At 67.9% G+C, this 20,050-nt stretch carries 19 protein-coding genes; 4 read left to right on the forward strand and 15 right to left on the reverse strand.

The window, feature by feature from the left end; all coding sequences use genetic code 11:
* Window positions 1–6: 6 nt before the first annotated feature.
* Window positions 7–777 (reverse strand): SDR family NAD(P)-dependent oxidoreductase, encoded by a 771-nt coding sequence (locus AQY21_RS20835; RefSeq protein WP_203416597.1) that lies wholly within the window; start codon window positions 775–777, stop codon window positions 7–9.
* 295 nt (window positions 778–1,072) lie between these two features.
* Here AQY21_RS20835 and AQY21_RS20840 point away from each other — a divergent pair, with 295 nt between their 5' ends.
* Window positions 1,073–1,498 (forward strand): MarR family winged helix-turn-helix transcriptional regulator, encoded by a 426-nt coding sequence (locus tag AQY21_RS20840; protein ID WP_238986846.1) that lies wholly within the window; start codon window positions 1,073–1,075, stop codon window positions 1,496–1,498.
* A 21-nt stretch (window positions 1,499–1,519) separates the two neighbouring features.
* On the opposite strand, the gene AQY21_RS20845 is transcribed toward AQY21_RS20840, so the two are convergent.
* Window positions 1,520–2,686 (reverse strand): acyl-CoA dehydrogenase family protein, encoded by a 1,167-nt coding sequence (locus AQY21_RS20845; protein ID WP_058099514.1) that lies wholly within the window; start codon window positions 2,684–2,686, stop codon window positions 1,520–1,522.
* Between the two features lie 165 nt (window positions 2,687–2,851).
* Between AQY21_RS20845 and AQY21_RS20850 the strand changes: the two genes are divergently transcribed.
* Window positions 2,852–3,874 (forward strand): zinc-binding dehydrogenase, encoded by a 1,023-nt coding sequence (locus tag AQY21_RS20850; protein WP_058099515.1) that lies wholly within the window; start codon window positions 2,852–2,854, stop codon window positions 3,872–3,874.
* Between the two features lie 7 nt (window positions 3,875–3,881).
* Window positions 3,882–4,658 (forward strand): enoyl-CoA hydratase-related protein, encoded by a 777-nt coding sequence (locus tag AQY21_RS20855; RefSeq protein ID WP_058099516.1) that lies wholly within the window; start codon window positions 3,882–3,884, stop codon window positions 4,656–4,658.
* A 221-nt stretch (window positions 4,659–4,879) separates the two neighbouring features.
* Here the strand turns inward: AQY21_RS20855 and AQY21_RS20860 are convergent, their stop codons facing one another.
* The 7 genes from AQY21_RS20860 to AQY21_RS20890 form a co-directional block, all read right to left on the reverse strand.
* The gene (locus AQY21_RS20860; RefSeq protein ID WP_058099517.1) at window positions 4,880–5,911 is read right to left on the reverse strand and encodes an asparaginase; all 1,032 of its coding nucleotides are present in this window, start codon (window positions 5,909–5,911) and stop codon (window positions 4,880–4,882) included.
* Window positions 5,912–5,923: 12 nt separating this feature from the next.
* Window positions 5,924–6,682, reverse strand: a complete 759-nt coding sequence (locus AQY21_RS20865) for an amino acid ABC transporter ATP-binding protein (RefSeq protein WP_058099518.1) — start codon at window positions 6,680–6,682, stop codon at window positions 5,924–5,926.
* 70 nt (window positions 6,683–6,752) lie between these two features.
* The gene (locus AQY21_RS20870) at window positions 6,753–7,742 is read right to left on the reverse strand and encodes an agmatinase (RefSeq protein ID WP_058099519.1); all 990 of its coding nucleotides are present in this window, start codon (window positions 7,740–7,742) and stop codon (window positions 6,753–6,755) included.
* A 19-nt stretch (window positions 7,743–7,761) separates the two neighbouring features.
* Window positions 7,762–8,517, reverse strand: a complete 756-nt coding sequence (locus AQY21_RS20875; RefSeq protein WP_203416599.1) for an amino acid ABC transporter ATP-binding protein — start codon at window positions 8,515–8,517, stop codon at window positions 7,762–7,764.
* Window positions 8,518–8,564: 47 nt separating this feature from the next.
* Window positions 8,565–9,287 carry an amino acid ABC transporter permease gene (locus AQY21_RS20880; RefSeq protein ID WP_058099521.1) on the reverse strand — a complete coding sequence of 241 codons (723 nt, stop codon included), beginning with the start codon at window positions 9,285–9,287 and terminating at the stop codon, window positions 8,565–8,567.
* A 3-nt stretch (window positions 9,288–9,290) separates the two neighbouring features.
* Window positions 9,291–9,950 carry an amino acid ABC transporter permease gene (locus AQY21_RS20885; RefSeq protein WP_058099522.1) on the reverse strand — a complete coding sequence of 220 codons (660 nt, stop codon included), beginning with the start codon at window positions 9,948–9,950 and terminating at the stop codon, window positions 9,291–9,293.
* Window positions 9,951–10,010: 60 nt separating this feature from the next.
* Window positions 10,011–10,853 carry a transporter substrate-binding domain-containing protein gene (locus tag AQY21_RS20890; RefSeq protein WP_058099523.1) on the reverse strand — a complete coding sequence of 281 codons (843 nt, stop codon included), beginning with the start codon at window positions 10,851–10,853 and terminating at the stop codon, window positions 10,011–10,013.
* A gap of 242 nt (window positions 10,854–11,095) precedes the next feature.
* On the opposite strand from AQY21_RS20890, the gene AQY21_RS20895 reads away from it, so the two are divergent.
* Window positions 11,096–12,085 (forward strand): LysR family transcriptional regulator, encoded by a 990-nt coding sequence (locus tag AQY21_RS20895; protein ID WP_058099524.1) that lies wholly within the window; start codon window positions 11,096–11,098, stop codon window positions 12,083–12,085.
* A 498-nt stretch (window positions 12,086–12,583) separates the two neighbouring features.
* On the opposite strand, the gene urtE is transcribed toward AQY21_RS20895, so the two are convergent.
* The 6 genes from urtE to AQY21_RS20930 form a co-directional block, all read right to left on the reverse strand.
* Window positions 12,584–13,291, reverse strand: a complete 708-nt coding sequence (gene urtE / locus AQY21_RS20905) for an urea ABC transporter ATP-binding subunit UrtE (RefSeq protein WP_058099526.1) — start codon at window positions 13,289–13,291, stop codon at window positions 12,584–12,586.
* A 3-nt stretch (window positions 13,292–13,294) separates the two neighbouring features.
* Window positions 13,295–14,035 (reverse strand): urea ABC transporter ATP-binding protein UrtD, encoded by a 741-nt coding sequence (gene urtD / locus AQY21_RS20910; RefSeq protein WP_058099527.1) that lies wholly within the window; start codon window positions 14,033–14,035, stop codon window positions 13,295–13,297.
* Window positions 14,032–15,267, reverse strand: coding sequence for an urea ABC transporter permease subunit UrtC (urtC, locus tag AQY21_RS20915; RefSeq protein ID WP_058099528.1), 1,236 nt, complete (start codon window positions 15,265–15,267; stop codon window positions 14,032–14,034). Before urtC ends, urtD begins: the two co-directional genes overlap by 4 nt.
* Before the next feature lies 1 nt (window position 15,268).
* Window positions 15,269–17,191, reverse strand: a complete 1,923-nt coding sequence (urtB, locus tag AQY21_RS20920; protein WP_058099529.1) for an urea ABC transporter permease subunit UrtB — start codon at window positions 17,189–17,191, stop codon at window positions 15,269–15,271.
* A 47-nt stretch (window positions 17,192–17,238) separates the two neighbouring features.
* Window positions 17,239–18,525 (reverse strand): urea ABC transporter substrate-binding protein, encoded by a 1,287-nt coding sequence (gene urtA / locus AQY21_RS20925; RefSeq protein ID WP_058099530.1) that lies wholly within the window; start codon window positions 18,523–18,525, stop codon window positions 17,239–17,241.
* Window positions 18,526–18,768: 243 nt separating this feature from the next.
* Window positions 18,769–20,010 (reverse strand): NAD(P)/FAD-dependent oxidoreductase, encoded by a 1,242-nt coding sequence (locus tag AQY21_RS20930; RefSeq protein WP_058099531.1) that lies wholly within the window; start codon window positions 20,008–20,010, stop codon window positions 18,769–18,771.
* Window positions 20,011–20,050: the final 40 nt, after the last annotated feature.

Consider the following 20,050-nt stretch of genomic DNA (forward strand, 5'->3'; position numbering starts at 1 on the left):
TCCTTTTCAGCCGTGCATGGTCAGGCCGCCCGAGACCGAGATCACCTGGCCGGTGATGAAGGCCGCGTCGTCGCTGGACAGAAACAGGATGGCGCCGGGCAGGTCTTCGGGCTTGCCCAACCGTCCCATCGGCACCGCCTTGGCAAAGGCCACGCGCAGCTTTTCCTTGTCGCCGGCCGCCTCCATGAAGTTTTCCAGCATCCCGGTTTCGGTCACGCCCGGGCAGACGGTGTTGAAGGTGATGCCGTGGCGGGAATGCTCGCGCGCCAGGGTCTTCATGAAGGCGATGACACCCGCCTTGCAGGCGCCATAGACCGACTCGCCGGAGGACCCGCCGCGCCCTGCATCCGAGCCGATCGACACCACGCGCCCGCCCTGCCCCCGGGCCACCATCGAGGCCAATACCGGCTTGGTGACGTTCAGCACCGCACGCAGGTTGATGGCGATGATCTTGTCCCAGTATTCGGGACCGGATTTCAGGAAGGGCACGAACAGGTCCCAGCCGGCATTGTTCACCAGAACGTCCACAGGGCCGAAATCGGCCTCGACCCTGGCCACGGCGGCGGCTGTCGCCTCGGCATCGGTCAGATCGACCACCATGGCGGTGGCCTCGGCCCCTGTCGCGCCGATCGCTTCGACGACCCGGGCAGCCGCCTCGGCGCCGACATCGGCCACGACGACCCGCGCGCCCTCCTCGGCGAAGCGCAGGCAGGTGGCCGAGCCAATGCCGCCCCCGCCGCCAGTTACGACAACTACTTTCCCTTCCAGGCCACGCAAAGCAATCTCCTTCCTGACTTCAGGCCGCAGGCTTCCGGTCAGGGAAATCGCACTTTTCCGCGCGATCCCTGCTGAATTATCCTGTCCGAATCCTTGGACGGCCTCCCTGTCAGCATCTTGCTCCAATTGGAAATTTATGTCAATATATTTACTTTATTTTGCCGGAGCGGCACGGCTTGACCTTGCCCGTGACTGCGGCCAGATTGGCAGCATGGCGAAAAGCGGCAAGAAAATCGGGGATCTGGGGTCGGGGCTGAGCAATCGGCTCTTTTTCCGCGTCTACCAATGCGCCAACATGTTGCACAAGACCGGCACCCGGGCGCTGGACGAGTACCACATCACCACGCAGCAATGGGCGGTGCTCGGGGCGCTGACCCGCCCCGCCTTCGAGAACGGCGTCGCGGTGGGCGACCTGGCAGCCTTTCTGCTGGTCAGCCGGCAGAACCTGACCGGCGTGCTGACGCGGCTGGAGGCGATGGATTACATCGAGCGCGCGGTGGACCAGAACGACAACCGTTCGCGCCTGATTCGCCTGACCGACAAGGGCCGCAGCCTCTGGGACGAGGACATGCGGCCGGTGATCTCGGATTACTACGACAAGGCGCTGCGCGGCTTCTCGACCGAGGACCGGATCCACATGATCCATTACCTCGACAAGATGCTGCGGAATTTCAAGGATATCGACCCGGAGGCCGGATCGGACAGGAAGGCGGCGGAATAGCCCGCCGCCCCGGCTGCTGCGCTAGAGTCCGGCCCGCGCCCGCGCCTCTGCCGCCATCGCCTTGGCGATGATGATCTGCTGGATCTGCGTCGTGCCCTCGTAGATGCGGAACAGCCGCGCGTCACGATAGAGCTGCTCGGCCCGGTATTCGCGGATATAGCCATTGCCGCCATGCACCTGCACGTTGCGGTCGGCGATCCGGCCCACCGCTTCCGAGGCGAACATCTTGGCGCAGGAGGCCTCGACCCCGACATCCCGGCCGGCATCGCGCTTGCGCGCCGCGTCCAGAACCATGCAGCGCGCCGCATAGGCATCGGCGCGGGAATCGGCAAACATCGCTTGCAACAGCTGGAAATCCGCCAGTGGCCGGCCGAACTGCCGGCGGGCGACGGCATAGTCCAGCATGTCGTCGATGATCCGCTCGGCCAGGCCGACGCAGGCCGCCGCGATATGCAGCCGCCCCTTGTCCAGCACCTTCATCGCCGTCTTGAACCCCTGTCCCTCGACCCCGCCGATCAGCGCCGAGGCCGGCACGCGGCAATCCTCGAGGATCACGTCGCAGACATGGGCGCCCTGCTGGCCCATCTTTTTTTCCGGTTTGCCCAGGGACAGGCCGGGCGCGTCACGCTCGACCGCGAAGGCCGAGACGCCGGCGGCACCCTTCTGCCCGGGATCGGTGCGCGCCATGACGGTGAACAGCCCAGCATGAGGGGCGTTGGTTATGAAACGCTTGGTGCCGTTCAGCACATAGAAATCACCGTCCCTGCGGGCCGTCGCCCTGACCGAACCGGCATCCGAGCCGACATCCGGCTCGGTCAGCGCGAATGAGCCGATCAGCTCGCCCGAGGCCAGGCGCGGCAGGTATTTCGCCTTCTGCTCGGGCGTGCCGTCAATGGCGATGCCCTGCATGCCGATGCCGACATTGGTCGCAAACATCGAGCGGAAGGCCGGCGCGGCGCGGCCAAGCTCGAAGATGGCCATGACCTCCTCCTCCATGGTCAGGCCCAGCCCGCCGTATTCCTCGGGCGCGGTCAGCCCGAACAGGCCCAGCTCGCGCATGCCGGCAACGATCCGCTCGGGAATGGCGTCGGTTTCAGCGACCCCGGCCTCGGCCGGGATCAGCTGCTCGTCCACGAAGCGGCGCAAGGTCGCGCAAAGCTGCGCGAGCGTATCGGGATCCATTGCCATCTCACCCTCCCCATTTATGACAATATATTTCTATATAATCTTGCAAAGAACGTCCGGCAAGCCGGAATTTATGAGGATAAACGCCGAATTAGTGCCGTTGATACGCAACCTATTGCCATATTATGGCAATGCATTTACCTTTTCGCCAAAGGGGGAGGAATCTGCATGAAAGCTATCGTTCTGCATCAGCGGGGCCGCGACGGGGTCGGCCTGCACGACCTGCCGGCCCCGGATTGTCCGCAGGGCTGGGCGCGGGTGCGCATGGTTGCGGCCTCGGTCAATCGGGTCGATCTCTACATGCGCGACAATGGCGCCGGCATCACCCATGATCTGCCGCTGATCATGGGCGTGGATGGCGTGGGCGAGGTGATCGAGGCTCCGGGCGATTCCGGGCTGGCGTCGGGGGACCGGGTCATCCTCTATCCCTATGAGTTCTGCGGCGCCTGCCGGCCCTGCCTTGCCGGAAACCAGCCGCTCTGCCACTCCGCCCGCATCCTGGGCGAACATCGCCATGGCACCTTCGCCGAACAGGTGGTCCTGCCGGCCCGGTCGCTGGTCAGGCTGTCGCCCCATGCCGACATGGAGCAGGCGGCGGTGCTGGGCGTGGCCTATCTGACCGCCTGGCGCATGGTCTTCGGCCAGGCGCCGGCCGGGCCGGGCCAGATCGTGATGGTGCAGGGTGCGGGCGGCGGCGTCTCCTATGCGGCGATGCAGCTGGCGCGCATGGCCGGCGCACGGGTCGTCGTCACCACGACGGGCGCCGACAAGCTGGCGCATTTCCGCAATCTCGGGATCGAGGCCATCGACTACCGCGCCGAGGATGTGTCGAAGGCGGTGTTGCGCCTGACGGGTGGCGAGGGCGCCGATCTGGTCATCGACAACGTCGGCGAAAGAACCTGGGCCGCCTCGCTGCGCAGCCTGGCGCGGGGCGGCCATCTGGTGACTTGCGGCGCCACCACGGGGGCGCATCCCTCGGCCGATATCCAGCGCCTGTTCGTGCGGCAGCTGTCGCTCCACGGCTCGACCATGGGCTCGTTGGAGGAGTTCCGCCGGCTCATCCGCGCTTGGGAGGCGGGCGGTTTCGTCCCGCTGATCGACCGCGCCTTCCCGCTGGCCAAGGTGCCGGCGGCTTTCACCCATCTGGAAGACCCTGCCCGGCTGGGCAAGATCCTGATCCGCATCGCCTGAGGCAATCATGAGCTATGAAAACATTCTCGTCTCGACCGAAGGCGCGGTCGGCGTCATCACCCTGAACCGTCCCGATGCGCTGAATGCGCTGAACCGCCGGATCACCGCCGAGATCTCGGCCGCCGCCGCCGGCTTCGACGCCGATCCGGATATCGCCGCGCTGGTCGTCACCGGATCGGACCGCGCCTTCGCCGCCGGGGCCGACATCAAGGAGCTGAAGGACAAGACCTTCGCCGAAGTCTATGACGAGCAGTTCATCACCGCGACATGGGAGGGGCTTTCGCGGGTGCGCAAGCCGACCATCGCGGCGGTCTCGGGCCATGCCGTCGGCGGCGGCTGCGAACTGGCGCTGATGTGCGATATCGTCATCGCCTCGGAAACCGCCCGCTTCGCCCTGCCCGAGACAACCATCGGCATCATCCCAGGCGCGGGTGGCACGCAAAGGCTGACACGCGCCGTCGGCAAGGCGGTGGCGATGGACGTCATCCTGACCGGGCGGGCGCTTTCGGCCGCCGAGGCGCTGGCGATGGGGCTGATCAGCCGCGTCGTGCCGGCGGGCACCCAGTTGGCCACCGCCATTGACCTTGCGGCGCGGCTGGCCAGCCATTCCCGTCCGATCCTGCAAATCGCCAAGGAGGCGGTCAACAAGGCTTACGAGACGCATCTGCAAGAGGGGCTCTATGTGGAACGGCGGCTGCTCTATGCCACCTTCTCGCTGGAGGACCGTCGCGAGGGCATGAATGCCTTTGCCGAAAAACGTCCGCCACGGTTTACCCACCGCTAGAGGCGATCAAGGCCCAAGGGGGCGGGCATCGCCCGAGGGCTGGACAAGCGGCGTGACCCGTGCCCCCCCAAGAAGGCGGCGTTTCATGATCGCCGGAACCGCTGGCGCGGCTGGGCGCACGGCGCGAGGTCTCGCCCGGGATCGACGAGAAAACCTTGGAGATACCGGGCGTCGGACTCGCCGGCCGTAATGCGCCGGATCAATGAGGCGGGATCGGGCGATCAATCCGGCTTATCGTCTGCCTGACGGGACCTGCCGGCTCCGAACCGGCGTTCCTGAGCGAAATCGCGGCAATAATGCCCGAAGTCCCCGGCCCCGACGGGGCTGGGCCCACCACCCAGCAGCAGCGCCAGCAGGATGCGCGCCTTCTTGCCCTGCAATCGCCCGGCCAGGATCGCCCCGGCCCGTTGCAGGTCCAGCGCGCCGCCATCAGCATAGAGCGGCCGCGTCTCGCCGCGCAGGCAGCGCGTCGTCACCACGCAGGGTACGCCCTGCTCTCGCGCGCGGGCGACGGCCGCGGCCAGTTCAGGCGTGCCGTTGCCGCAGCCGAAGCCCTCGATCACGATGCCCTTCATGCCGGCGGCGACCAGCGCGTCGATGCCGCGCCCGTCCATGCCCATCACCGCCGGCAGCAGCGCCACGTCCGGGCAGATGCCGGGTGCCGGCAGGGGCACGGGCCGGGGCGGCCGCGCCAGCAGGCGGATGCCTGCGCGGCCGATGCGGGCCACCGGGCCGAAATGCGGCCCGGCAAAGCCGGCGCGGGCCTGGGCGTCGATCTTGGTGACATCCTCGGCGGCATAGGCGCTGCCGTCGAAGACCACCACCACGCCCAGCCCCCGGCCCTTGCGCGAGCCCGCCAGGCGCAGCGCCGCGGCCAGATTGCCCGGCCCGTCCGGCGCGGGGCTGTCGGCGGCGCATTGCGCCCCGGTGAACACCACCGGCTTCTCGGACCCGATCACCAAGCCGGCCAGAAAGGCGCTTTCCTCCATCGTGTCGGTGCCATGCGTCACCACGCATCCGACGACATCGGGATCGGCCAGATGCACGGCGACCCGTCGCGCCAGGTCCAGCGATAGCGCCAGGTCGATGCGGTTGCTGCCGAGGTTGCAGAACGGATCGACCCGCAGATCCGGCAGGCCCGGGGCCAGCAGCGCCTCGGGCCCGTCCATGCTGAAAAGCCCGCCGTGATCGGCCGAGAAGCGCGAGGCGATGGTGCCGCCGGTCGAAACCAGCACGATGGTCCGGGGCGCCATGCCCGCCCTCCCTTAATGCAGGACCTGGCTGAGGAAACGCCGGGTGCGCTCATGCACCGGGGCGCCGAAGAACGCGGCGGGGGGAGCCTGTTCCACGATCTGGCCCCGGTCCATGAACACCACCCGGTCGGCCACCTGCCGGGCGAAACCCATCTCATGCGTGACGATCATCATCGTCATGCCCTCGGCCGCCAGGCCGCGCATGGTGTCGAGCACCTCGCCCACCATCTCCGGGTCCAGCGCCGAGGTCGGCTCGTCGAACAGCATCACCCGCGGCTCCATGCACAGGGCGCGGGCGATGGCGGCGCGCTGCTGCTGGCCGCCCGACAGTTGCGAGGGATATTTATGCGCATGCTCGCCCAGCCGCACCCGCTCCAGCAGCTTGACCGCCATCGCCTCGGCCGCGCGCCGGGACATGCCGCGTACCGACATCGGCGCCAGGACGCAGTTCTGCACCAGGTCGAGATGCGGGAACAGGTTGAAATGCTGGAACACCATGCCGACCTCGCGCCGCACCGCCTGCGCGGCGCTTTCGCTCTTGCCCAGCTCGATGCCGTCCACGACGATCGAGCCCTGCTGGTGCTGTTCCAGCTGGTTCAGGCAGCGGATCAGCGTCGATTTACCAGAGCCGGAGGGGCCGCAGATCACCACCTTCTCGCCCTTGGCGACCGACAGGCTGACATCGGTCAGCACCTGGAACGCGCCATACCACTTGCTCACCCCGGTGACCGAGATGATCGGCGCGACGGGCGCGGCGTCTGAATTGGACATGGCTGACCTCCTGAATCCTGGGGTGGCATCTTCTGTGGCCCGCCCCGGCAGGTAGCCGGGGCGGGCATGTTCAGGCAGCGGACCGAGCGGCACGCTGGCTGATCCGCTCGTCGAAATAGCCGGCGCGGACGGCGGCGCCGACCAGGTTCACGAAGAAGCGCCCGGCGGCGATGGCGGTCAGCTGGTTCACGTCCTTCGAGGGGGTGATCTCGACAATGTCCATGCCGACCACCCGGCCCTTGCGCACCAGCCCGTGCAGCAGGTCGCGCATCTGGCAATAGGTCACGCCGCCGAAGGCCGGCCCGGCGACGCCCGGCATCACCGAGGGATCGACGCCATCCGCATCGATGGTGATATAATAACGCCCGCCGTCCGGGATGCGGTCCAGGATCGCCGGCATGCCCTTTTCGTGCAGCTCGTAGGCGGTGACGATATTCGAGCCGTAGGCCTGTGCGGCCTCATATTCCTCGGGGCGGGCGGTGCCCTGGGCGCGGATGCCGATCTGGAAGATCTCCTGCACATGCGGCATTTCCGAGGCACGGCGGATCGGGCTCGACAGCCCGTCATGCACGCCGTTGATCTGGTCGCGCCAGTCCAGATGCGCGTCGATCTGGATCAGCGTGATCGGCCCCTGGTCGTCATAGGCGCGCAGCACCGGGATCGGGATGCCGTGGTCGCCGCCGATGATCAGCGGCAGCGCCCCGGCGGCAAGGATCTTGCGCACCGCGGCTTCGGCATTGCGCGAATGCGCCTTGGGGTCGGCCGGATCGCCGGTCACGTCGCCGCAATCCACCGCCCGCACGTCGCGGCCGTCATAAAGCGTGCCGCCGATGTCGAAATCGTAGCGGTCGAGCAGCCGCACCGCCCGGTCCGTCGCCTGCCGCACCGCGGTCGGCGCGCGGCTCTGGTCGTTCGTCACCTCGTCCATGGTATAGGCCGAGCCATAGGGAATGCCGAGAAAGGCGATATCGGCATCCAGGGTCTCCAGATCGGTCTGCACGGTCGAATAGAGCATGCTGGTATGGCCATGCTTCGGCGCCGAGGTCAGCTTGCGGGTCATGAATGGTCCTCCGGGTAAATCAATGGCTTGGGGTCGAGAGGTCGGCCGGGGCGGCCACCTCGTGGATCTGGGCGAGGAATTCCCTCAGCCTGGGATTCTGCGGGTCGCCCAGCACCTGCCGGGCCGGGCCCTGTTCGGCGACCAGGCCGCCGTCGAGGAAGATCACCCGGTCGGCGACATGGCGGGCAAAGCCGATCTCATGCGTCACGATCACCATGGTCATGCCGCTGTCGGCCAGCTCGCGCAGGAACAGCAGCACCTCCTTGACGATCTCGGGGTCCAAGGCCGAGGTTGGCTCGTCGAACAGCATCAGCCGCGGCTCCATGGCCAGCGCCCGGGCGATGGCGACGCGCTGCTTCTGGCCGCCCGACAGGGCCGAGGGATAGGCATCCTCCTTGCCGGCCAGGCCGAAGCGGGCCAGAAGCGCGCGGGCCTGGTGCTCGACCTCCTCGCGCGGGCGGCGCTGCACCTTGACCGGGCCGCGGGCGATGTTCTCCAGCACGGTCATGTGCGGCCACAGGTTGAATTGCTGGAACACGAAGCCCATCATCGGCCGCAGCTGGTCGATGCGCTTGTGCGACTGCATCCGCATCTTGCCGTCGCGGCCCGGCTCGCGGCCGATATGGGTGCCGTCCACCTCGACGAAGCCGCCGTCGGGAAAGGTCAGGTAGTTGATGCAGCGCAGAAGCGTGCTCTTGCCGCAGCCCGAGGGGCCGATGATGCAGACCACCTCGCCCGCCTCGACCTCAAAGCTGATGTCGCGTAGCGCGGTCATGGTTCCGAAGGACTTGGCCAGGTTCGAGACTTTCAGAAGGGGACGGGTCACTTGTTCCTCCGCATTCCGAGCTGAAGATACTTGTCGGCAAGGCTGTGCCGGGCCTGCTGGCTGCCCTGCGCGGCGCCGGCGGCGCGCTCGACCCGGTGCATGCCATGGGCGAAGGCCGAGGTGATGAGCCAGTAAAGCGCCGCCGTGGTCAGGAACACCTCGAACGGGGCGAAGGTGGCGCCCTGGACCACCAGACCCTGATAGGTGATCTCGGCCACGGTGATGGTGGACAGCACCGAGGTTTCCTTGATCATCGAGATCGCGGTATTGGTCGAGGGCGGCAGCAGCAGCCGCAGCGTCTGCGGCGCCACCACCTCGCGCATACCCATGAAATAGGACATGCCGACGGCGCGCGCGGCTTCGAGCTGGCCTTTCGGCACCGCCAGCACCGCGCCGCGGATCACCTCCGAGAAATAGGTACTGGCATAGAAGGCCAGGGCGATGCCGCCGACCACCGGCTCGGGCAGGCGCAGCCCCATGAAGGGCAGGCCGTAGAAGAAGATGTACAGCACCACGATGAAGGGGATGTTGCGGAACCATTCCACATAGGCCCCGGCGATGGTGCGCAGCCAGCGGCGATGCGACAGCGCCATGATCGCCACCGGGATCGCCAGCAGGAAACCCGCGGCGATGGACAGCAGGGCGACGACCAGCGTCATCCACAGCCCCGAGGCGAAAAGCTGCCAATTGTCGAGAATGACGGAGAAATCGAGGGTCATGGTCTATCCCCTGCGCGCGGCGAAACGGGTTTCGAGGCGGCGGCCCAGCTGGCTGATCGCCAGGTTCAGCGCGAACAGCACGATGGCGGCGGCCAGCAGCGCCTCGAGCGGGCGGAAGGTGGTGTTGGCGATCTGCTGCGCGGTGCGCAGCACCTCGACCACGGTGATGACCGACAAAAGCGCGGTGCCCTTGACGATGGTGGTCAGCTCGTTGACCAGCGGCGGCAGGATGCGGATATAAAGCTGCGGCAGGATCACCCGCGTCCAGATGGTCCGCGCCCGCACGCCCAGGGCGATGGCGGCCTCGACCGGGCCGGGGTCCATGCCGGAGAGGCCGCCGCGCATGATCTCGGTGATGAAGATCGAGCTGTTCAGCGCGATGGCCAGTACCCCGGCCTGGATCGGCGTCAGGTCCAGACCCAGCGCCGGCAGCCCGTAATAGAACAGAAAGATCTGCACCAGGATCGGCGTGCCGCGGATGAAGCTGATGAGCACGCCGATGGCGCCGGTCAACAGGCCGATGCCGGTGGTGCGCAGCACCGTCAGCACGGTGCCGCCGATCAGCGCCAGCGTCATCGCCACCAGCGCGATGGTCAGGTTGGTGAGGGCTGCGGGCAGCAGCCGGGGGAAGGCGTCACCAAACGCCACAAGGTCGAAGTCCAAGGGTTAGCTCCTGCTTCTGCTCGGCTTGCGCCGCGGCCCCCTGGAAGGGCCGCGCGCCCGTCAGAGCGCCCCTTCGGGCAGGTAGTCCTTTTCGGGCAGGTCGTAGGTCATGCCGAGCCATTTCTGCTGCAAGTCGGCAAAGCGGCCGCTGGCCTTAAGCTCCAGAATGACGGCGTTGATGGCGTCGCGCAGGTCCTTGTCCTCGGGGCGCACCACCCAGGCGTTCAGGCTCTGGGTATCCGCCGCCTGCCCGACCAGCTCGAACACGCCCGGGCGTTCGTTCATCAGGTTTTGCAGCACCGGCAGCCCTGCCATGGCGGCATCCGCCGTGCCGTTGGCCACCGCCAGGAAGGAATCGTTGAAGGTCGGGAACAGCTTCAGTTCGGAAAAGCCCTTGCCCTCGGCCTTCAACTTCTCGTCCAGCGCCTTGGCGACCGGATCGACGGCCGAGGCGAGCTGCGTCGCCACCACCTTGCCGGCCAGGTCCTCGACGCCCTTGATGTCGTCGTTGCCGGCGCGCTTGATGGCATAGGCGGTGCTGTCGGCGATGGGCAGCGTATAGGCATAGCGCGCCGCCCGCTCGGGGTTGATGCCGACCGAGGTCGCCACGAAGTCGAACTTCTGCGCCAGAAGCCCCGGCAGGATGCCCTGGAACGGCAGGTCGAGCTGCTTGATCTCGACACCCCAGGACTTGGCGATCTCGTCCAGCAGGTCGCGGCCGAAGCCGGTGATCTGCCCGTCCTTGACGAATTCGAACGGCGGATAGGCGGCCTCGGTGCCCACGACCATCGTGCCGGTGCGCTTGATCTTTTCGAAGGTGGTTTCGGCCAGAGCCGGCACTGCGCTCGCCAGGGCGATGGCGATGCTGACCGACAGGCCGGCGAAGGTGCGGCGGGTGATCATTGTCAGGCTCCTCCCTTGTCAGATGATCTGGCGCCGTGGATAAAGCGAATCCCCGCCACATCAAAAACAAAAATCATCCTGCGATCCTGCGCCGGACCGATCCTTGCGTGGCACGGAATTTTATAAAACCGTTTAATTATAATTATATACCTTAAATCATCCTGCGTGATTGGCACGATTCTGGCTTGCCATCATCCCGAAAACTCCTAATTATAATTCTGGAAAATCATGATGTGACCGCCATGTGCGCCGCTGACAGCCTAAGCCCCCTGCCCCGCATAGCGATCGACCTGCATGCGCTCGAACTGTATCTCGCCGTCTTTGGCACCGGCAGCATGACCGCCGCTGCCGAGCGGATGCAGCTGACGCAATCGGCGGTGTCCCGGCAGATCCTGCGGCTCGAGGCGGAACTGGGCGTGCCGCTGTTCGACCGGGCCTCGCGGCCGATGGTGCCGACGCCGGCCGGCCGGCGGCTGGCGCAAAGCGCCGAGCGGCTGCTGTCGCAGGCGGCATCGCTGAGAAACGAGCTGCTGGACGCCAACCAGACGACCCTGACCCAGCTGCGGCTGGGGATCATCGATTCGCTGTCCGATCCGCTGGTGCCGCAGTTGATCAAGGCCATGCGCCACAGCGTCGACGCGGTCTCGATCTTCAGCGGCTTCATGGAGCCGCTGCGGCAGAAGCTGATCAACGGCGACCTGGACGCCGTCATCTCGGCGGACCCGTTCGACGATCTCGACCGCTTCGACCGGCACGAGCTTTTCTCCGAGCAGTTCATCGCGCTGGTGCCCAAGGACGTGCCGCCGTTCCGGGACGAGGAATCGTTTCGCCGCTTCGCCACCACCTCGCCGATGATCCGCTCGGGTGCGGCGACGGGCATCGCGCGGCGGGTCGAGCAGCAGTTCCGCCGCACCCGGCTGGAGGTTCCGCATGCCTTTGCCTGCGACACCATCGATTCCATCATCAGCTTCGTCGCGGCGGGGCTGGGCTGGACCATCCTGACGCCAAGCTGCATCCGCAAATGCGCGAATCACGTGCCTTTCCTGCAAATCCTGCCGCTTCCCGGCCCGGCCTTCGCGCGGCGGATCTATCTGGTGACCCGCAGCGGCGAGTTGACGGCATTGAAGCCATTGCTGGTCCAGACCTGCCGCACGATCATCGCCGCGCAATATGTCCCCGCTCTCAGCGCCCTGGCCCCCTGGCTGGGCGCAGCGGTGAGCGTTGCGAAATAGGACCCCGCAGGGGCCATATTCCTCGCGGAGCCGGTCGCCCCCCGCATCGCCGGATGCCGCTGCTTGCGCAGCATCCGACGGCAGGCATGGATCACGGGCCACGCAGGCCGGGCTCCGGCCGGCACGATAACGGCCGCGGGAGCGTTTCAGCAGCTCGGATTGCCGCACGCAGCCCTTCGGCACCCGGATCAGCTTGGGCGGGCCGACCTCGGCGCCCGGCACGGTCAGGAAGGCGATGCGGTGGTCGGCGGTGTCGTTGGTGGGCCCGGCCGCGCCATCGAAGGCACAGTTCGGCACGCAGCCGACCATTGGCCCGTATCAGCCGATGATCCAGGGTTCCCTCGAAAGCCCCGGCCGTGAAGCGGTCTGGAATATGGCCGCGCCGATTTCCTGGACATGGACGGCGCCAGTATCGATCCGGATGGAGTTCCGGCTCCAACCCGGGCATCGCCCGGGTTCTGAGAGCTGCGTCCGCCCCGCCAACGGGGGGGAAATCCCTCATGCCGCGGCGTGACCGGCCAGCCGCGCGTGCAAATCCTCACGGCGCAGATCGGCTTTCGATCCCTGCGCCACCGCCCGGCCCCGTTCCAGCACCAGGAAATCATTGCCCAGATCCCAGGCGAAGTCGAAATATTGCTCGACCAGCACGATGGCCATGTCGCCCCGCTCGCGAAGCGCGGCGATCACCCGGCCGATCTGGGCAATGATGTTGGGCTGGATGCCCTCGGTCGGCTCGTCCAGCAGCAGGACACGCGGTTTGGCGATCAACGCGCGGGCGATGGCAAGCTGCTGCTGCTGGCCGCCCGAAAGGTCGCCGCCCCGCCGATGCGCCATCTCGGCCAGCACGGGAAAACTGTCGAAGATCTCGTCCGGGACGCGGCGCTGGTTGCGGGGCAGGCAGGCGAATCCGGTCTCCATGTTCTCGCGCACGGTCAGCATGGGAAAGATCGCCCTACCCTGCGGCACATAGCCAACGCCCATCCGCGCCATCTGCTGGGCCGTCACCCGACCCAGTTCGCGCCCGTCAAGGCGGATCGTGCCGCCGGAACGGGGATGCCGCCCGGCCAGCAGGCTCAGCAGCGAGGTCTTGCCCACGCCGTTGTTGCCCATCACGCAGGTCACGCGACCGGGCCGGGCGTCGATGTCGATGCCGTGAAGGATCTGGCTGCCGCCGTAGTGTAGGGTCAGGTTCCTGGCTTCCAGCATGTCTCAGCGCCCCAGATAGACTTCGATCACATCGGGATTGCGGGTCACGTGGTCCAGGCTGCCCTCGGCCAGCACCGATCCCTGATGCAGCACCGTCACCTTGCAGTCCAGCCGGCGCACGAAGTCCATGTCATGTTCGACCACCACCACGGCGCGGGTCTGAGCCAGCCGGACAAGCAGCGCGGTGGTCTGTTCGCGTTCCGCCAGGGTCATGCCGGCGGCGGGCTCGTCGACCAGCAGCAGGCGCGGCTCCTGCGCCAGCAGCATGCCGATCTCCAGCCATTGCTTCTGGCCGTGGCTCAACTTTCCCGCCTTGCGGTGGGTGTGGTCGGCCAGACCGACCTCGGCCGCCAGTTCCGCCACCCGCGCCTCCGATGCGGCCGTGGGTTTCCAGAACAGCACCGCAAAGGGGCCGCGGCTCGCCTTCAGCGCCATGGTCAGGTTGGCGGCGACGCTCTGGTCCTCGAAGACGGTCGGGCGCTGGAACTTGCGGCCGATGCCGGCGCGGGCGATCTGCGCCTCGTTCATCCGCAGCAGCGATTTCGAGCTTTCGCCGAATTTCACATCGCCGCTGTCGGGCCGGGTCTTGCCGGTCACGATGTCCATGAAGGTGGTCTTGCCCGCGCCATTGGGGCCGATCACCGCGCGCAGTTCCGCCGCGCCGATGCTGAAGGACAGGTTGTTGATCGCCCGGAACCCGTCGAAGCTGACCGCGATCCCGTCCACTTCCAGCAGCGCGGTCATGCCTTGGCCTCCTGCTCCTGCAATGCACCCTGGTCTGGACCAAGGTCGCGGCCGTGGCGGCGCGGCGGCAGGATGCCCGCCAGCCGGTCGAAGATGCCCGCGATGCCCTTGGGCGCGAACAGCGTCACCAGCACGAAGCAAAGGCCAAGCGCCACCTGCCACCAGTCCACCCAGTTGACCGTATAGCCCGGCAAATGAATCGAGGGCGCGCGCCCGCCCGTGAACCAGCTTGACAGCAGCGAGACCACGATGGCGCCGATCATCACGCCGTAAAGCCGCCCGCGCCCGCCGATGGCGACCCAGACGGCGAGGTAGATCGAGGCGATGGGCATCAGCTCCGCCGGGTTGATGATGCCCGCCTGCGGATAGTAAAGCGCGCCCGCAATCGCGGTGATCATCGCGGCCAGGGTAAAGACCGCCAGCTTGAAGCCCTCGACCGGATAGCCCAGGAAGCGCACGCGGGTCTCGTCGTCGCGGATGGCGCGGATGACGCTGCCGAACTTGCCGCCGACCACCCATGCGGCCAGCACGTAGAACAGCGCCAGGGCGGCGGCCGAGGCCCAGAGGAACCAGATCGACAGCCGCGCCTGCCCCACCCCGTCGAGGCCGGGGATGTTCTGCAATCCCGACAGACCGTTGTTGCCCCGGAAGCCGCTGTCGTTCTGGAACAGCCACAGGGCCAGCGCCAGCGTCATCGCCTGCGTCAGGATCGACAGGTACACGCCGTTCACGCGCGACCGGAACGCGAGCCAGCCGAAGACCAGCGCCAGCAGGCCCGGCACCACGACGACAAGGACCAGTTGCGCCGTCAGCGAATGGGCGAAGGACCAGACCAGCGGCAGGTCCGCGGACCCGACGACGCCGAAGATCTGGTTGGCCACGGCCTCGCGCAACTCCTGCGCGGTGGGCGGGATCGGGTTGCCGGAGAGCGAGGCGGCGACGATGGCCTCGGTGCGGGCATACATCAGCCATTGCCCGATCATGTAGCCGCCCAGGGCGAAGAAGGCCATCTGCCCTAGGGACAGGATGCCCAGATAGCCCCAGACCAGATCCATCGCCAAGGCGGCCAGCGCCAGGCACAGCGTCTTGCCCAGCACCTTGACGGTCGAGGTCGGGATGACGCCCGAACCGTAGGCCGCGCTCATCAGCGTCACGGCAAGCGTAAAGGCGGCCAGCAGCGCCAGGACGACCAGGGCCGAGGGGTTGCGCAGGATGAAGGGTTGCCGGGTCATGTCACGCCTCCGCCGCACGGCCGCGCTGCGGGATGATGCCGCGCGGCCGGAACTGGATGAAGATCACGATGAACAGGATCATGAAGGTCTGCGCCGCAAGCGTGTTCGAGGGATTGAAGGATTCGATCACCTTCGACAGCACCCCGATCAGCCCGGCGCCCGCCAGGGTGCCCCAGATGTTGCCGACGCCGCCGACCACAACCGTCATGAAGCTTTGCACGATATATTGCTGGCCCAGCTCCGAGGTGACCTGCGCGAACAGCCCGATGGCCACGCCCGCGATCCCGGCGATGCCGGAGCCGAGGCCGAAGGTCAGCATGGCGATGCGGTCGGGGTTGATCCCCATGCTGGCCGCCATGCCGGGGTTTTGCGTCACCGCGCGGACCTCCAGCCCCAGCCGCGTGCGCTTCATGATGATGAGGAACAGGCCCAGGAACAGCAGCGCCAGCCCGAAGATCGCCACCCGGATGGTCGAGATCGAGACCACGTCGTTCAGCGTGATCGCGCCCTCCAGCCATGCGGGCGCGGTCAGCGGCCGGGCCTGCGTGCCGAAGATGTTCTTGGCAAGCTGTTGCAGCGCGATCGAGACGCCGAAGGTCGCAAGCAGCGTCTCCAGCGGCCGATGCGCCAGGTGCCGGATCACCAGCCGGTACAGCACCACGCCCGCGGCAAAGGTCACCGCGAAGGCCAGCGGCAGCGCCGCCACCAGCGACAGGGTGCGGTCCGCGATCACGGTCTGCGCGACATAGCCGGTATAGGCGCCCATCATGATGAATTCGCCATGCGCCATGTTGATGACGCGCATCACCCCGAAGGTGATCGCCAGCCCGATGGCGGCCAGGAAATAGATCGAGGCCAGAGACAGCGCGTCCAGCCCCAGGTCGATCCCCTTCATCGCCACCAGCCGCCATTCCGCACCCCTTTGCGCGGCGCGGGCGGCGTCGGTCACGGCCGCCTCGGGTTCGGCAAAGATATCGAAGAAGCGGATGTCTGCCAGCGCCGCCTCGGTCTCGGCCTCGGTCGCGGCGGGCGGGACGGTCCCCGCGCCCTCCAGCGCCTCATAGGCGCGGTCGCGGGCTTGCGGATCGGACAGCTCGGCGGCGGAAACGCCGCCCACCCTGCCATCGACGATATGCGCGGCCAGCGCATTGCGCTGGTCGGCGGCGGTCAGGCGCGGCTGGATCAGCCCCTGTGCCGTCAGCAGGGCGACGGCGGCCTCGCGCGGGAAATCGGCTGACCCCACGCGCAATTCGCCGGCGATATTGGCGCCCTGCGGCTCCTCGGTCGAGGCCACGCGCCGGGTCGCCAGCAAAGGGTTCAGCGCGGCGCGGAAATCAAGGCCCACATCGCCCGCCATGTCCTGGATGGCTGCCACCCGCGCGGCGGGATCGGCGTCGAATCGGATGGCCAGCAGCTTTTCGATCCGGGCGCGGCGGGCGGCCAGCGCGGGGTCCGGATCGGGCGCGGCGGCGCGCAGGGCGGCCAGATGCTCGGGGGTGCCGTCGCGGGCGATGCTGGCCAGCGCGGCGGCGCGGCGGGCGCGGTCGGGGCTGGACACCTCTCCCGCGACCAGCGCCGATTCGATGACGCCGCGCACCCCGGCATTGGGCCGCAGCATCTTCGGGTCCGCGCCCCTGACAGCCTGCCCCGTCACCGCATCGGTGGCGCCGTCACCCGCGACGATCACCAGCCGCCCCGTCTCGGTCACGCCGAGCGCGCGGCCCGCCCAGGCCGACAGCAGCCCCAGCCCCTCGGGTCCGGTGGCGGCGATCTGGGCCACCAGGGGCTCGACCGTGCGGCGCGAGGGGCGCTCGATCTGGTCCAGGTGGTCGGCGATGACCGCTTCCAGCGCCGGATTGGCGGCGGCGGGCAAGACCAGGAACAGGCTCAGCAGCAAGGCGATCAGGCGGCAGGTCATGGGCATTCCCGTCTGGAGGCGAAAGAGGGCGGCTGCACCGCCCCCAAAGCCGGTCAGTAATTCGACTGGACCTGCACGCAGCTGGTGGTCTGGGTGTTGAACATGCCGCATTGCTTGCCCGGCCAGTCGGCATCCAGCACGGCGGATTCGGGCAGGTAGTCGGTCCAGGCGTCGCCCGGCACCGGCTCGGTCTGGCTGACGATGTCGAACTGGCCGTCGGCGCGGATCTCGCCGATCAGCACCGGCTTGGTCAGGTGGTGGTTGGGCAGGACCGTCGCCGTGCCGCCGGTCAGGTTCGGCACCTCGACCCCCACGATAGCGTCCAGCACCGGATCGACATCGGTGGTGCCTGCCTTTTCCACCGCCGCGACCCAGGCGCTGAAGCCGATCATCGTCGCCTCCATCGGATCGTTGGTCACGCGCTTGTCGTCGCCGATGAACTTGTGCCATTCCTCGATGAAGGCGGCGTTCTCGGGCGTGTCGGCGGACTGGAAATAGTTCCAGGCGGCCAGGTGCCCGACAAGGTTCGTGGTATCCAGCCCGGAAAGCTCTTCCTCGCCGACCGAGAAGGCGATGACCGGGATGTCCTCGGCCGAGACGCCCGCCGCCGCCAGTTCCTTGTAGAAGCCGACATTGGCATCGCCGTTGATGGTCGAGACGACGCCGACCTTCTTGCCGTCCGCCCCCAGCGCCACCACGTCCGCGACGATCTTGGACCAGTCCGAATGCCCGAAGGGGGTGTAGTTGACGAAGATGTCCGCGACGGCGACGCCCTTGTCCTTCAGATAGGCGTCGAGGATGTTGTTCGTGGTGCGCGGATAGACGTAATCGGTGCCCAAGAGCGCCCATTTCTCGACGCCCAGTTCCTCCATCATGTAATCGACCGCCGGGATCGCCTGCTGGTTCGGGGCGGCGCCGGTATAGATGACGTTCTTCGAGCTTTCCTCGCCCTCGTATTGCACCGGATAGAACATCAGCCCGTTCAGTTCCTCCAGCACCGGCAGCACCGACTTGCGGGAAACCGAGGTCCAGGCGCCGAAGATCACGTCCACCTCGCTGACGGTCAGCAGTTCGCGCGCCTTTTCGGCGAACAGCGGCCAGTCCGAGGCCGGATCGACCACCACGGCCTCCAGCGGGCGGCCGAGCAGCCCGCCCTTGGCGTTCTGGCGCTCGACCATCATCAGCACCGTGTCCTTCAGCGTGGTTTCCGAGATCGCCATGGTGCCCGAGAGCGAGTGCAGCACGCCGATCTTGATCGGCTCGCCTTCCTGCGCCCAAGCGATGCCCGCAAGCCCGGTCGAAATCGCCAGAACGGCGGCTGCGCTGATAGTCCTGTTCATCCCTGTCTCCCCTTGTATCGTTGCCAGCGGGTTCAAGGGCACTAGAGGGCATCGGCGGCACGCCGCCAATTCCTGCGCGCCCGACCATCACCCGGTGGCATGAACTGGCAAGATTTCAGGCAATTCGCCGGGTCATTTCCCGCAAAGCAGGCAGACTCCGACCAAATTTCAGCGCCGTGGGGTGGCGCGCCTGATCGTGCCGCAGGCGATTCACCCAGGGTTCCGCCGGGCCGAGGCGCCGGGTCAGCCGGTCTGAGGCCCGGCCTGCTGGAGCTGCCTGGCGATCCGTGCCCCCGCCTCGCCCCATCGGGCTTGCAGGGCAAGGGCGCCGCCCCGCTGCCATGACCGCCAGGCCTCGGCCGCCGGAATGTTGCCGAACCAGCCGATACCCTGCGGCGCGGCGGGGGTATGCAGCACCTCGCGCTCGGCCAGCAGCCCGTCCTCGACCAGGATGGCGCGGGCGACGCGCGGGCTTTCCGGCGGCGCGGCGGCAGGGCGGTCGTCGGGAAAGCCCAGCCGCGCCGACCAGAAGGGCTCGGCGCGAAACCGCGGCTCGGCGCGCAGGAAATCGCGGCCGATCCGCGCCTGGTGCAGGCTCGTCCGCAGCGCGCGCTCGGTCAGGAAGCGGCGGCAGAGGGATTCGGAGCCAGGCCGGGCCGCCAGGGTGCGGCGCACGGCGGCGGCGGCCAGCGCGCTCGACACCGCCCAGAACTGGCCATGGCCGGAAAGCGGGTCCATGGCGGCAAAGGCGTCGCCGACACGCAGCAGGTCCAGCGCCCCGACCGGCTCGGGCAGGCGCGGCGCCGCCTCGCGCACCAGCGGCGGGCCCGGCAGCGACGCATCGGCCAGGGCGGGCTCGGCCGCGGCCATGGCGGCCCGCAGCCGGTCGGCCGGCGTGCCATCGCCGGCCGCATCCAGCATGGCCTGCACCCAGACCCGCCCGTCGGGCAGCGCCACGCGCCAGAGCCAGCCTTGCGCCAGCGCCGCCAGCCGGATGCCGGGGGGCAGGCCGGCCTCGACCCAGCCGGACAGCGCCAGGGTGGCCGGGGCCTTGCCGCCCGCGGCGTGCGACCGGCGCCCCCTGGCGTCAATGACCATGGGCGCGCGCAGCCTTCGACCGCCGAGCCACACCCCGCCCGGTTCCGGCCGGCCGCTGCTGACGACCAGCAAGGCGCCGGCGGCTTCGGCGCAACGGCGCAGATGCGCGTCCAGCGCCGCGCGCTCGACCACATGCTCGGCATTGCTTTCGCTGATCCCGGCCCAGTCCACCTGCCGCCGCAGCGGGCCTGCAATACCGTCGAACCCGTCGAGCAGGCCCTGGCCCGCCAGCCAGCGGTGCAGGCGCGGGCTGAGCCCCTCCAGCCGCGGCCGGCTGCGGGCGGGATCGACCAGCAGCACGCGCAGCCCGTCGCGCGCGGCCAGCCAGGCCGAAACCGCGCCCGCCGGCCCGCCGCCCAGCACGATCAGATCGGCATCCGCGCCCATGCGCTTCCCTCCGCTTCGCCTGCATGATCGGCATTCTGCG

Origin of the sequence: Paracoccus sp. MKU1 (genome assembly GCF_001447385.1) — a bacterium.
Classification (GTDB): domain Bacteria; phylum Pseudomonadota; class Alphaproteobacteria; order Rhodobacterales; family Rhodobacteraceae; genus Paracoccus.